Origin of the sequence: Massilia sp. CT11-108, assembly GCF_047302915.1 — a bacterium.
Taxonomy (GTDB): Bacteria; Pseudomonadota; Gammaproteobacteria; order Burkholderiales; family Burkholderiaceae_D; genus Telluria; species Telluria orientalis.
Genome location: NZ_JBKYMO010000004.1, coordinates 41,171 through 53,404, shown reverse-complemented (window position 1 = coordinate 53,404; position 12,234 = coordinate 41,171). Strand labels below are relative to the sequence as shown.

Genomic DNA, 12,234 nt, shown 5'->3' with positions numbered 1-12,234 from the left:
TTCGAACGTGCACAGCTCGCTGGCCAGCAGCGACAGCGGCGCGGGCCGCGGGGGGGGGCAATAAAGCGCGCCGCAAAGCCCCACCGGGGCGCCCGGGGCGGGGGGGGTGGTGGGGGGGCCGCCCGCCGGCGGGGGGGCGCGCGCCCCCCCCCCCTTTTTTTTTAAATCAACCGCCCACCCCCGACATCAACACCTCTATTTTCGGCGGCCGCGTCATTTTTTTAAAACCCCCGGGGCGTGACGCCCACGACGAGGTCGCAGCTCGCGCCCGGCTGCAGGGTGAACGGCACGGCCGCGCAGGCGCCCGTATCCGCCTGCAACGCGTACGGGCCGGTGAACGTGGCGGCCGTCACGGTGGCCGCGTTGGCGCCGGTATTGGCCAGCGTGATGCGGTGCGTGGGCGAGGTGCCGTTGACGTCGGCCGCGCCGAAGTCGAAGGATTGCGGGTTCACGGTCAGCATCGGCACGGGCACGGCGACGCCAGTGCCACCGAGTGCGACCGTGAACTGGTTGCCCGCGTCCGTCATCAGGACGAGGGTCGCGGCGCGCTGGCCGGCGGCCGTCGGTTTGAAGCCGACGTCGATCGTGCAGCTGGCCGACGCCGCAACCGACACGTTGGTGGCGCAGGTGCCGCCGAGGACGAAGTCGGACGCCTGCGCGCCATCCAGCACGAGCGATGCGACCTTCAGCGCGGCCGTGCCGCCGTTCGACAGGGTGATCGTGTGGGTCGCGGCGCTCTTGCCGACCTGCGTATCCGCGAAGGCGACGGGGCCCGCTTCCGACAGCGCCGGTTTCGCCGCCGGCGCCGTGGTGCCGGTACCGCTGATCGACACCTGCAGCGGCGCCGCATTCGACGTCACGGCCAGCGTGGCCGCGGCGGTGCCGGATGCCGTCGGCGCGAAGGCCAGGGTCACGGTGCAGTTGGCGCCGACATCCAGGGTCGTGCCGCACGTTTTGCTCGCGATGGTGACGGTGGATGCGCCCGAGACGGCGACGCCGTTCAAGGTGAGCGCCACGTTGCCCGTGTTGGCGAGGGTGACGGTCTGCGTCGCGGCCGGCGCCCCGATCGTCTGCGTGCCGAACGCCACAGCCGATGGATTGGCCTTGACGGCCGGTGCGGGCGCGGCGACGGTGCCGGACAATGCCACGGTCACGGCGCCGTTCGACGCGTTCGAGCCCAGCGACAGGTTGCCGCTGAACGCGCCGTTCGTCGACGAATTCGCGGTCACGGTCACGGTGCAACTGCCGCCGGCCGGGACGGCCGTGCCGGTCGCGCACGTGCCGCCCAGCGTGAACACGCCCGCGTTGGCGCCGCCGACGGCGATGCTGGAGAAGGTCAGCGCGGCCTGGCCCGTGTTGTTGACGGTGATGCTCTTCGCGGGCGACGCGACGCCGGCGACGAGGGCGCCGAAGTCGATCGCATTGGCCGACAGCGCGACGGTCGCCTGCGCGACGGCGTTGCCGGTACCGGAGAGGGCCACGGTGCTGGAGCCGCCCGTCGCGTTGTGCGCGATGACGAGCGATGCGCCGCGTGCGCCGGAGACGGTGGGTTTGAAGGTGACCTGCACGGTGCAGTTGGCGCCCGCCGCCAGCGACGTGCCGTTGGCGCAGGTGCCGCCGCTGATGGCGTAGTCGCCCGCGGCCGCGCCGGACAGGGTCAACGTACCCACGTTCAGGGCTGCGTTGCCCGTGTTGGACAAGGTGGTGGCGAGCGGCGATGCCGACTGGCCGATGGTGCTGGCCGCAAAGCTCAGCGAGGCCGGATTGACGGCAGCCGCCGGTGCGGCGGTCACGGTCGGGTTGCCGATGAAGGCGGCGAGGTCCGCGATTTCCGCCGTCGTGAATTTGCCGTTGAACAGCGTGCCCATGCCGCCCTTGTTGGCGCTGAAGGCGCTGCTGATCACGCTCGGGTTATTCGCCGCGGCGAGGATGCCGTTGACGTTGGCGGCGGGTGACGGCCCGTGGCACGACGCGCAGGACGTGCCGCCGCTGGTCGGCCCGTTCAGGTACAGGTTCTTGCCGTTCAGTGCATCGGCCGCGTGCACGGCCGGGACGAACGCAAGGACGGCGAGAACGGTATAAACACTTCTTTGCAGCCCGGTCATAGTGACTCCCAGATTCGTTCAAAGGGCACAGCCACCAAGGGCCAGTGCATTCATCCCGCAGTGCGCCAGCGCGCACCAGCGCCAGTCGCGGACGCGCTGGTAGAGCAGCGCCAGCGCCAGTCCCGGTGGCAGCACGAGCGCCGCCGCGTGCCAGCCGGCGCCCACATGCAGCAGCGCGAACGCGGCCGCCGACAAAGCTACCGGTATCGGTACCGATGCAAACGCCGCGCGCCGGATCAGCCACTCCTGCAAGCCGGCACGCACCACCCACTCCTCCAGCACGGGCGCCAGCAACAGCAGTCGCGCCAGGGCGGCGGCGTCGGGCGCAACGAGCTGGCCGGTGCAGACCAGGTGCTGGGACAGCAGGGCAATGGGTGGCATATCAGGTTGTTACTGCGGAAATCGTCCGGTTAATACCGGCCGTTGTGAAAAGGTTCAGTCCGTTTGAAAAAAAAATTCGCTGGACGAACCAATGAGCACCATTGCGGTGTCAAAACGCCATGTTTGCCACTTCCGCCACACGGTTTAATGCGCGGAAATGGATCGTCGTCAAAGAGACATCGTGGGTAGAATCGTTGTGGTTGAGGCTCTTCAACTCGTGCGCGTTTGCGCCAGATCGACACGGCATGGCTGCGCCGCTTGGCAGACTACGTTCATGACACATTACCGCGACAACCGGGTCCCGGGCGGGACCTTTTTCTTTACGGTGCGCTTGTTGGATCGAGACAGCACCTTACTTACGGACCATTTCTCGGCTTTCGGCGAAGCGATGCGCCAGGCGCGCATCCGCAAACCGTTCCACGTCGATGCCTGGGTCGTGCTGCCGAACCACGCGCACGCCATCTGGACCCTGCCGCCGGGCGACCACGACTGCGCGTCGCGCTGGCGCGCCGTCAAGATCGCCTTTTCCAAGGCCTTGCATAAAGCCTGCCTGCCGGGCGGCGCCAAGGGCAAGGGCGATGGCGGCACGGGCGACGGCGCCATCTGGGAACGTCACTATCGCGACTACCGCGTGGGCGACGACGAGGAATACGCCAGCCTCGTCGACTACGTGCACGGCAACCCGATGCGCCATGGCCTCTGCCAACAGCCATCGGAATGGCCGTGGTCGTCGCTGCACCGTTTTATTTCGGCCGGATTCACGCCGCCCGCGCTGCCGCTGGCGCTGCCGCCGTGGATGCGGCCGGCAGGCCAGCCCGGGCACATCGCACGTCCGTAGCGGGCGAAAAAAAAGGCCTGCATGTGCAGGCCTTTCTACCTTGGGAGTAAAGCTGGAGACGCTTAGAAGCTGTAGCGCGCACCCACGGTCCAAGCGTCGGCCTTGGCGCCGAAATCCTTGCTCTTGCCGTAGCGCTCGTACTCTGCGGTCAGGGCAACCTGCTGGTTCAGGTTGTACTGCACGCCGACCGCGCCGTAGGCACCGGTATCGGTGTTCTTCATGTTCAGCGCGGCGGTTTCCAGCTTGCGCTCGCTGTGCTGCAGGCCCAGCTTGCCGTACACGGAGAACTGGTCGTTGACCGGGTAGTTGTACTTGCCGGCGACATAGTAGCTGTTGCCCTTGGTGCGGCCGCTGCCGTTGACGCCGTTGGCGGTGTAGTTGAAATCCGAGTTGCGGAAGTCGGTATAGCCGGCTTCGACGCCCCAGTTCTGGTCGAATTCATAGCCGCCGAAGATCTTGCCCGAGGCCTTGTAGCCGTCGCTGTCGAAATTCGTCAGGCCGCCGACCGAGGAATTCACGTGGTCCGCCGTGGCGATGCCGACGCCGACGTAGGCGCGCGGTTGGGTCTGGGTGGTCTGGGCTTGGGCCGCGCCGACGGCGGCAGTGGTGGCGATCAGTGCAACGATGAGCTTTTTCATGTTACGGATTCCCTTTGCGTTGTTTGACTGGTTCGCGATTCGATCGTGAATCGTGATGTGGTCAAGATAGCACCGCGAATTGGTGAAGTCCGTGCAGAACTCGTAAGACTTGTAATCGAATGTAACTTAATGACCCTAAATTCAGTAGTGCTTTAACGAAAATTGGGCAGAGATAACAACGATTTAGCTCACGTAACGAAAAGTTAGATTGATGCGTGGTCCAACCAGTTTGGCCGTCTTGTTGATGCCGTGCTGCCAGTTCGCCTGCAGGTTCCCCGCCATCAACAGCAGGCTGCCATCCGTCAGGTCCAGTTTGACGGTGCGTTTGCTGCGCTTGTGGCGCAGGATGAATGTGCGGGAGGCGCCGTAGCTGAGCGAGGCGATGACCGGCTGCGGTCCCAGTTCCGGCTCGTCGTCGCTGTGCATGCCCATGCTGTCCGCGCCGTCGCGGTAGTGATTCAGCAGGACGCTGTTGTAGCGCCGTCCCGTCGCCTGCTCGACCGCGGCGCGCAGTGTTTCCAGCAGCGGTGTCAGCGGCAGCGGATGCAGGGTCAGGCCGGAATAGGTATAGCCGGCTTCGCCATACCAGGCCGTCAGGCGGGGTTGCAGATAGCGCTTGCCATACACGACGACGGTGTCGGCACGCCATGATGTCTCGGCAAGCAGGCGCGCCAGGATCTCGGCATTGCCGATCGGTATAGGAAGCTGGGCCAGCATGGACAACTCGCCATCCTCGATCGGGATGGGGATCAAATCCATGCTTGTGGAAAACAAATCCATTCGACAATATTGCTATGATGAGAGGATCTCATCGACCAGGCATTTTCTCATGAACAAACGCCAGTTCCTCGGCGCCGCGGCGGTCGCGGGCGCCCTTCCGATCGCCGGCCACGCGGCGCAACCGTCCGGCCGCGGCCCTGCCCTGCTGACAGTCACTGGAGACATTTCGCACAGCAATCGCGGGCCGCTCGACCCGGCGCTGGACCAGATGATGCACAAGCACCAGGTCACGTTCGCGAAAGCCTGGGCGTTCGATTACGCCAGCCTGCTGGCCCTGCCGCCCGTGACGATCCGCCCGACCCTGGAGTACGACGGCAGGCCGCACACGCTGCGCGGCCCGCTACTGACGGACGTGCTGGCGCGCGCCGGCGCAACGGTGGGCGACAGGACGATCCTGATCTTGCGCGCGGTGGATGGCTACAACGTGGAACTGCCGGTCGCGCAGGCGCGTGCGCGGCGCTTCATCGTGGCCACGCACATCGATGGCAATCCGATGCCGCTGGGAGGACTTGGGCCGCTATGGGCCGTGTACGACGCCGACCGGGTGGCCGAGATGGCGGCACTGCCGCTGCCGCAGCGCTTTGCCGCCTGCCCGTGGGCGCTGTACCACGTGGAGGTGAAAGCCTGATCAGGCGTAGGCTTCGGCCAGGCTCATCACGCGCGGCGTGACCTTGATGCCGACGTTGCCGAACAGGGTGTCGAGCGCGGCCAGGTTGGCCGTGCATTCCTCGGTCTTCCAACCGTTGAACAGGTCGGTGCCGTTCTTCTGGAAATGCAGGTCGAGGACTTTGCCCTTGTCCTTGTGGACATAGGTCTGTTGGTAAGTGCTCTCGAAGCCGAGCTCGGCCAGGGCCGTCAGCACGGCCCGCGGCGGATTGTCCGGATCGGTGGCCATGAATACGCCGAACGTCTTACCCGGCGGCTTTGCTGCCACGTCGACTTCATAAATGCCCGGTGCCTTGGTGACACTCGTACTTTTCAGGAACAGCATGCTGTCGTCCTCCACGCATGACGGCGGCGCCGTCATCCAATAAATTAAAATCAGACACAGCTTATTGCAGTATGGGAACTTTGTCGACGAATGGTTTTCGAGATTTTGCTCTAGTGCAACAGGTCAGGCGGACAATAACCCGATGACACTGCCCGCAACGAGGGCACCGCACGCCAGCATGCCGACGATGAAGCCGATCTCGCGCTTGGCCGGATCGCGGTAATAGCCGAGCGCATACAGAATCCGTCCGACGCACCACAGCAGCCCGCCCGCGGCCGCCCAGCGATCGCCCAGATAGTGGCCGCACAGCCATAGCGGCGCCAGCACCAGCGGCAATTGTTCCAGCGTGTTCGCCTGCGCCCGTTGCGCGCTCTGGAACGGCAGCGGCCCCTCCATCATTGGGGCGGGCACGTTGTACTTGTTCCTGGCCCAGCCGGCCATGACGCCGGTCCAGAAATACACGCCCAGTGCGGCCAGCGTGGCCCATGCAGTCAACATCATGTGGTCTCCAACAAAAAAGCCCATCTGTTTGGGCAGACAGGCTTTTTACAACATGACGCACAACGGCGCAATCACGCCGGTCCAGGTTTTCAGCTCCGGCGGCGGCGCACACCCAGCGCCAGCATGCCGGCACCGACCAATGCAAGCGATGCGGGCTCCGGTACGTAGGCGCCATTGACCCGGATCGCCGGCACGTTATAGTAACTTTCGAAACGTCCCAATGCCTCACCGTCGAGTGAACGGTAGATCCCCTGATCCCAGGATTCGTCACGGTTGTAATAATAAAAATTCTGGTTGGATTCACCGTCGAACGAGAACTCGATCAGGTAATTCCAGTATTCGTTGATCACGACGTCGGGAACGTTGAAGTCGATCCACGCGAGCCCGTTGGTGGTGACCACCGAACTGCCGGACGCGAGCGTGTCGAGCTTCGCGACGTCGTTGCCCAACGAGTCGATCGTATATATGCCCCAATGCAATTCGGTGTTGGCCAGGTCCACATAGACGCCGACGCTCGATATGGTTTCCTGGGTCGTCACCCGGAAACCGATACCGCGCCCCATGGACCACGCGTCGTTCGAATGCGTCGAACCGATGTACCCCGCCGGGTCGTTAGGCGGGATAAAAGTGATCGGCGCAGCCGCCGCCAGACTGCTCACCACAAACATCGTGCTCGCTACACCGGCTTTCCAGAATTTGTTAAACATGGATTTGCCCTCCCCTCGTGTTTTAGCGCGAGAGGAGACGCAAAAATAATGCCCGAATTTTTTCTTTCGAAAATACAGGGCGTTACGCCATCAAGGAAAAATCCCGACAGTGAATTGTAAATTCCGTCGACAAAATACGTGACATGGCGTTACATACCGCGAGGCTTGCGCCGCGCCAGATCCCATGTCGCGGAGGCGAGGGCGTCGTACAGTGCGCCCGTCGGACCGTCCCAGGCCGCGACGGCCGCGTGCTGGCGCGCCACGGTCGCCGCATCGCCGCGCGCGATGGGTCCGGACAGCGCCGCTTCCGGCCCCAGCCGCAGCACATTCGATAAAGTTTCGGTCGCGAGCGGCCGCGCCAGTTCGCGCGCCACGTCGGCCGGGATGCCGGCGGCCTCGTAGGCGCGCAGCGCGGCATCCATCACGGTCACCAGGTAGTTCGACGCGAACACGGCGGCCGCGTGATACACGGTCTTGGCGGCGGGGTCGATCCGCACGGGCCGCGCACCGATCGCCTCGAAGGCGGGCAGCAGGACCGCCAGCGCGGCTACATCGCCTTCCACGCCGCAGAACGTGCCGTCGAACGCCGCCGCGACCGCGGCCGGATCGGCGAAGCTGCGCACCGGATGCACGCTGGCCACGACAGCCCCCGCCTGGCGCAACGCCTCCAGCGCCGTGGACGCCTTGGCGCCGCTGCAATGAAACACGACGGCGCCCGCCATCGGCGCGGATTGCGCCAGGGCGGCGGCGACACCGGCGATGGCATCGTCCGCCACGGCCAGCATCCACACGTCGGCCGGCCGCAACGTGCCATCGCCATCGGCCGGCGTACCGGCGCCGATGAATGCGACGGCGTCGCGCGCGCTGTCAGGGCCGCGCGTTTTGACGTCCTGCACGGCGAACACGCCGCGCGCAACAAACAGGCGGCCGAGGGCGCGGCCCACGTGGCCGGCGCCGACGATGTTCAGGGTCGTCATCATTGACTGGACTCAGAAACGGGACTTAGAAACGGGAGCCCGGCTGGCGCAGGAATTCGACTTCTTCCGGCGTCGACGCGCGCCCGAGGATCTCGTTACGGTGCGGGAAGCGGCCGAAGCGCGCGATCACGCCGCGGTGGCGGTGCGCGTAATCGAGCATCTCGTCGAAGCCCGGATGTTCGGCCGCCAGCACGCCGAACAGTTCGACGGCGCGCTCCTGCATGTACGCGTCCTCGGCGTGCTCGAACGGCATGTAGGCGAAGGCGCGCTGCAGCGGCGGCAGCTCGCGGTCGGCGCCGCTGTCGACGAGAGATTTCGCGGCCGCCAGCGCCAGCGCATCGCCGGCGAAGGACAGGGGCGTGTTGCGATGGGCGTTGCGGGTGAACTGGTCGAGCACGAGGATGCGCGCGAGGGTGCCCCGCGGTCCCTGCGCATCCCATTCGCGCAGGCCGCCGGCCAGCGCCTGTTCGATGGCGGCGCCGAAGCGGTCGCGGATGACGGCATCGAATTCGTCCTTCTTGACGAACCATTCGCGGCGCGGTTTTCCGGCGTCAAGGCTGCCCGGTGCGCCGAACCAGAAATCGAGAACGTCCTGGGGTGTCATTCATGTCCCTTCATATCAATTGCGTGCATGCGAAAGCTGGAAGCCGTCCACGCCTTCGAACGTGCACAGCTCGCTGGCCAGCAGCGACAGCGGCGCGCCCGGCTTGCCGGGCAATTCCAGCGCGACGAAATGCCACTCCTGGCAGCCCTTCTCGCTGGAGATCGTGAGCGAGCCGCCGGCGATCTCGTAGCCGCGCTCCAGCGCCGCCTGGCGCAGCGTCTCTTCCTGCGGATAGACGCCGGGCTTGAAGTGCAGCGTGACGGCCACCGCATGGCGCGACGGCAGCAGGCCCACGGCCTTGTTCAGGTAGATCATGATCATCGCGGAGAAGAACGCGAGACCCATCGCGGCCATGTAGAACCCGAGGCCCACGAGGATGCCGATCACGGACGACGACCAGATCGACGCCGCCGTCGTCAGGCCGCTGATGTTGAAGCCCGAACGCATGATGACGCCGGCGCCGAGGAAACCGATGCCCGTCACGACGCCCTGGATCACGCGCGTGGGATCCACCAGTGCCACGGACGACCCGTGCCCGCCGAACCAGTGGCTCGGATAGCCGGCGACGATCGTCAGCGCGCACGACGCCATGCACACGAGGCCATACGTGCGCATGCCGGCCGCGCGGCCGTGGTACGAACGCTCGTAGCCGACCATGAGGCCCAGCAGCAGCGCGCCCGCCAGGTTCAGGAGGATCAGCGCGTTCGTGGCCAGTTCGGCCTGCGACCAGTACGCGCCGACCAGCTCCGGCAGCGTGAGGGCCAGGTCGTTCGATGCGGGAGCCGTCAAGGCTTTTTCCTGACCAGCTGTTTTTCGAATTCGACGTCGTGCTTGCTGATGCGCTTGACCTCTTGCGGACCGAGGCCGTTGACGAACGCCACGAACTCGTCGAGCTCGAGCGGCGCGCACAACGGCGGCGCGCCCGGCTTTTCGGACAGGAAGAACAGGCCGTCGCCGGTGCGCGCCATCGAATACGACGTCACGCCGGTGCGCCGCTTGAGTCGGTCGACGGCGGCACTGGCGCGGGTGGAACGTGCTCCTGCCATGTCAGATCTCCTTGGTACGCAGTTCGAGCCAGTCGCGCGCGGCGCCGGTCACGTGCGGCAGCAGGCGCGCGCGCACGCTGCGGTGGTAGTCGTTGAGCCACGCGACCTCGTCGCCGCGCATCAGCGACAGGTCGATGCAGCGCGTGTCGATGGGGCACAGGGTCAAGGTCTCGAAGCCGAGGAATTCGCTTTGAGGATCAATGGCTCCATCGCCCACCACGCGCGTCAGCACGAGGTTCTCGATGCGGATGCCCCACTGGCCGGGGCGGTAGATGCCCGGCTCGTTCGACGTGATCATGCCCGGTTCCATGGCCGTATGCGGCTCCGGCGGCGCCGACGGCGAGATCACCTGCGGCCCCTCGTGCACGTTGAGGAAGTAGCCGACGCCATGGCCGGTGCCGTGGCCGTAATCGATTCCAGCCGCCCAGATCGGGGCGCGCGCCAGCGCATCGAGCATCGGCCCTTTCGTCCCGCGCGGGAAGCGCGCGACGGACAGCGCGATCATCCCTTTCAGCACCAGGGTGAAGTCGCGCTTTTGCGCGGCGGACGGCGTGCCGACGGGGACGACGCGCGTGATGTCCGTCGTGCCGCCCAGGTACTGGCCGCCGGAGTCGATCAGCAGCAGGCCGTCGCCCTCGATCACGGCGCAGTTGTCTTCGGACGCACGGTAGTGCATGATCGCGCCGTTCGCATTGAAGCCGGCGATGGTGCCGAAGCTGGGGCTGACGAAGTGCGGACGGCGGGCGCGGGCCGCCGTGATCTGCTCGTCGATGTGGACTTCGTTCAGCGGCGTGCGGTTCGGATCGGCCAGCGTCCGCTCGAGCCATGCGAAAAATTCGCACAGGGCGGCGCCGTCCTGTTCCATCGTGTCGCGCACGTGGTCCATCTCGGCATCGAGCTTGCGCGATTTCGCCAGGGTCGTCGGGTTGATGGCTTCCACCACGCGCACATGCGCCGGCACGGCGGCGCGCATGCCGGCCGTGATGCGGCGCGGATCGACCAGCAGCGTGCTGTCGGGCGGCAGCGCCGCCAGCGCCTGCCGCGCCCCCTCGTACGGCGCCACGCGCACGCCGTCCTGTTCCAGGCGCGCACGCAGGCTCCCATCGATCTTGCCGTCGGCGACGAACAACGTGGCGCCCATCGCTTCCACGAGCGCGTGCGCGAGAAACACGGGATTGAAGCTGACGTCGGCGCCGCGCAGGTTGAACAGGTAGGCGATGTCGTCGAGCGTGGAGATGAAGTGACGTTCGGCGCCGAGCCTCGCCATCGCGTTGCGCGTCGCATGCAGTTTATCGGCGCGATCGAGCACCGCGAATGGCGCCACATGTTCGTAGACCGGCTCGGGCGGCAGGCCCGGGCGGTCATCCCAGATCTCGTCCAGCAGGTCGAGGTCCGTGCGCAGTTTCACACCGCGGGCGGCCAGCGCATCGCCCAGCAGGCGCGCGACGGCGAGACCCAGCACGCGCGCGTCCACGGCGACCGTCCGGCCTGCGTCGAGGGTGTCGGCCAGCCAGTCGATGTGCAGCAGGCTCGCGCCGGACGGGATCTTCATCAGCCGGATGCCCGTGCCGGCCAGTTCGTTCTCGGCCTGCGTGTAGTAGCGGCCGTCCGTCCACACGCCGGCGAAGTCGTGCGTGGCGATGAACGTGCCGACGGACCCCGTGAACCCGGACAGCCATTCGCGGCCCTTCCAGCGGCCGGGCAGGTATTCGGACAGGTGCGGATCGGCGGACGGTACGATGAAGGCATCGACCTGGTGGCGCGCCATCGCGGCGCGCAGCTTCTCGAGGCGCTCGGCGCGCACACGGGTGGAATCAGGTGCTGGCATGGTGGCTCGGTTGTCGGGTGATGTGTTTATCAAGCCGGTATGATACGCCCTCTGAAGCATACCGCCGACCCGCGCCGCCGGAAATCGCGCGCAAGCGCAAACTGACGGATAATCGCACGCCCAGGGATCAATCCGATCCTGCAACCGACCCTGAAATATCATGCAAGACTTTCACTACAACCGCGCCCGCGCGCTGCTGGCCAATGCCGAGGAAATCGTCAGCGCGGACACCGTCCAGGCGGCCGTACGCAACGTCGCCGAAGTGCTGAACCAGCGTTTCGACAATGACGACACGGGGGAATTTCCCCTGGTGCTGGGCGTCATGGGCGGCGCGGTGGTGTTCACCGGCAACCTGCTCCCGCAATTGACGTTCCCGCTCGAATTCGACTACATCCACGTCACCCGTTACGGCGACCTGGACCGTGGCGGCGAAGTCGTGTGGAAAGTCATCCCGCGCCAGGACGTCACGGGCCGCACGATCATCATCGTCGACGACATCCTCGACGAAGGCGAAACGCTGGCCCACGTGAAGCAGCGCCTGCTGGACATGGGCGCGGCCGAGGTGATCCTGGCCGTGTTTGCGGACAAGGAACTCGGTAAAGTGAAACCGGTGCAGGCGGACATCGTCGGCCTGACGGTGCCGAACCAGTTCGTCGTCGGCTTCGGCATGGATGCGCACGGGTATTGGCGCAATTTGCCGGGGTTGTGGGTGATTCGGGATGCGGACAAGGTGCTGGGCTAAGCGCCCGCCCCGTCGTTCCCGCGAAAGCGGGAACCCATACTGAGTTTCCGAAGTCGAAAAAGCTGCGTACTTCGGTACTTCAGCATGGATCCCCGC

Annotated in this window: 15 protein-coding genes; 3 read left to right on the top strand and 12 right to left on the bottom strand. The window is 65.8% G+C overall.

Annotated elements, in window-relative coordinates; translation table 11 throughout:
• Window positions 1-221: 221 nt before the first annotated feature.
• Both ACEN88_RS01240 and mrtJ read right to left on the bottom strand, forming a co-directional pair.
• Window positions 222-2,105, bottom strand: coding sequence for a beta strand repeat-containing protein (locus ACEN88_RS01240; protein ID WP_413337012.1), 1,884 nt, complete (start codon window positions 2,103-2,105; stop codon window positions 222-224).
• A gap of 18 nt (window positions 2,106-2,123) precedes the next feature.
• On the bottom strand, window positions 2,124-2,486 hold the full coding sequence (gene mrtJ, locus ACEN88_RS01235) for a JDVT-CTERM system glutamic-type intramembrane protease MrtJ (protein WP_413337011.1): 363 nt from the start codon (window positions 2,484-2,486) through the stop codon (window positions 2,124-2,126).
• 274 nt (window positions 2,487-2,760) lie between these two features.
• On the opposite strand from mrtJ, the gene ACEN88_RS01230 reads away from it, so the two are divergent.
• Window positions 2,761-3,324 (top strand): REP-associated tyrosine transposase, encoded by a 564-nt coding sequence (locus tag ACEN88_RS01230; protein WP_413337010.1) that lies wholly within the window; start codon window positions 2,761-2,763, stop codon window positions 3,322-3,324.
• Window positions 3,325-3,386: 62 nt separating this feature from the next.
• On the opposite strand, the gene ACEN88_RS01225 is transcribed toward ACEN88_RS01230, so the two are convergent.
• Window positions 3,387-3,962 (bottom strand): porin family protein, encoded by a 576-nt coding sequence (locus tag ACEN88_RS01225; RefSeq protein ID WP_413337009.1) that lies wholly within the window; start codon window positions 3,960-3,962, stop codon window positions 3,387-3,389.
• Between the two features lie 183 nt (window positions 3,963-4,145).
• The gene (locus ACEN88_RS01220) at window positions 4,146-4,721 is read right to left on the bottom strand and encodes an alpha-ketoglutarate-dependent dioxygenase AlkB family protein (protein ID WP_413337008.1); all 576 of its coding nucleotides are present in this window, start codon (window positions 4,719-4,721) and stop codon (window positions 4,146-4,148) included.
• A gap of 70 nt (window positions 4,722-4,791) precedes the next feature.
• Between ACEN88_RS01220 and ACEN88_RS01215 the strand changes: the two genes are divergently transcribed.
• Window positions 4,792-5,370: a molybdopterin-dependent oxidoreductase gene (locus tag ACEN88_RS01215; RefSeq protein ID WP_413337007.1), complete on the top strand. Its 579-nt coding sequence runs from the start codon at window positions 4,792-4,794 to the stop codon at window positions 5,368-5,370.
• On the opposite strand, the gene ACEN88_RS01210 is transcribed toward ACEN88_RS01215, so the two are convergent.
• From ACEN88_RS01210 to ACEN88_RS01175, 8 genes are all read right to left on the bottom strand, one after another.
• Window positions 5,371-5,733 carry a hypothetical protein gene (locus tag ACEN88_RS01210; protein ID WP_413337006.1) on the bottom strand — a complete coding sequence of 121 codons (363 nt, stop codon included), beginning with the start codon at window positions 5,731-5,733 and terminating at the stop codon, window positions 5,371-5,373.
• Window positions 5,734-5,856: 123 nt separating this feature from the next.
• Window positions 5,857-6,234 carry an MAPEG family protein gene (locus ACEN88_RS01205; RefSeq protein WP_413337005.1) on the bottom strand — a complete coding sequence of 126 codons (378 nt, stop codon included), beginning with the start codon at window positions 6,232-6,234 and terminating at the stop codon, window positions 5,857-5,859.
• Window positions 6,235-6,323: 89 nt separating this feature from the next.
• Entirely contained in the window at window positions 6,324-6,941 is a 618-nt protein-coding gene (locus ACEN88_RS01200; RefSeq protein ID WP_413337004.1) for a PEP-CTERM sorting domain-containing protein, read from the bottom strand.
• A gap of 149 nt (window positions 6,942-7,090) precedes the next feature.
• A complete protein-coding gene (locus ACEN88_RS01195) occupies window positions 7,091-7,921 on the bottom strand; it encodes a Rossmann-like and DUF2520 domain-containing protein (protein ID WP_413337003.1) in 831 nt (276 codons plus the stop codon).
• A 22-nt stretch (window positions 7,922-7,943) separates the two neighbouring features.
• On the bottom strand, window positions 7,944-8,522 hold the full coding sequence (locus ACEN88_RS01190; RefSeq protein ID WP_413337002.1) for a DUF924 family protein: 579 nt from the start codon (window positions 8,520-8,522) through the stop codon (window positions 7,944-7,946).
• A gap of 15 nt (window positions 8,523-8,537) precedes the next feature.
• Window positions 8,538-9,311 carry an MgtC/SapB family protein gene (locus tag ACEN88_RS01185; RefSeq protein WP_413337001.1) on the bottom strand — a complete coding sequence of 258 codons (774 nt, stop codon included), beginning with the start codon at window positions 9,309-9,311 and terminating at the stop codon, window positions 8,538-8,540.
• A complete protein-coding gene (locus ACEN88_RS01180; RefSeq protein ID WP_258817532.1) occupies window positions 9,308-9,568 on the bottom strand; it encodes a hypothetical protein in 261 nt (86 codons plus the stop codon). Before ACEN88_RS01180 ends, ACEN88_RS01185 begins: the two co-directional genes overlap by 4 nt.
• Before the next feature lies 1 nt (window position 9,569).
• Complete coding sequence (locus ACEN88_RS01175) at window positions 9,570-11,396, bottom strand: aminopeptidase P family protein (protein WP_413337000.1); 1,827 nt, start codon at window positions 11,394-11,396, stop codon at window positions 9,570-9,572.
• Window positions 11,397-11,556: 160 nt separating this feature from the next.
• Here ACEN88_RS01175 and ACEN88_RS01170 point away from each other — a divergent pair, with 160 nt between their 5' ends.
• A complete protein-coding gene (locus ACEN88_RS01170; protein ID WP_413336999.1) occupies window positions 11,557-12,138 on the top strand; it encodes a hypoxanthine-guanine phosphoribosyltransferase in 582 nt (193 codons plus the stop codon).
• Window positions 12,139-12,234: the final 96 nt, after the last annotated feature.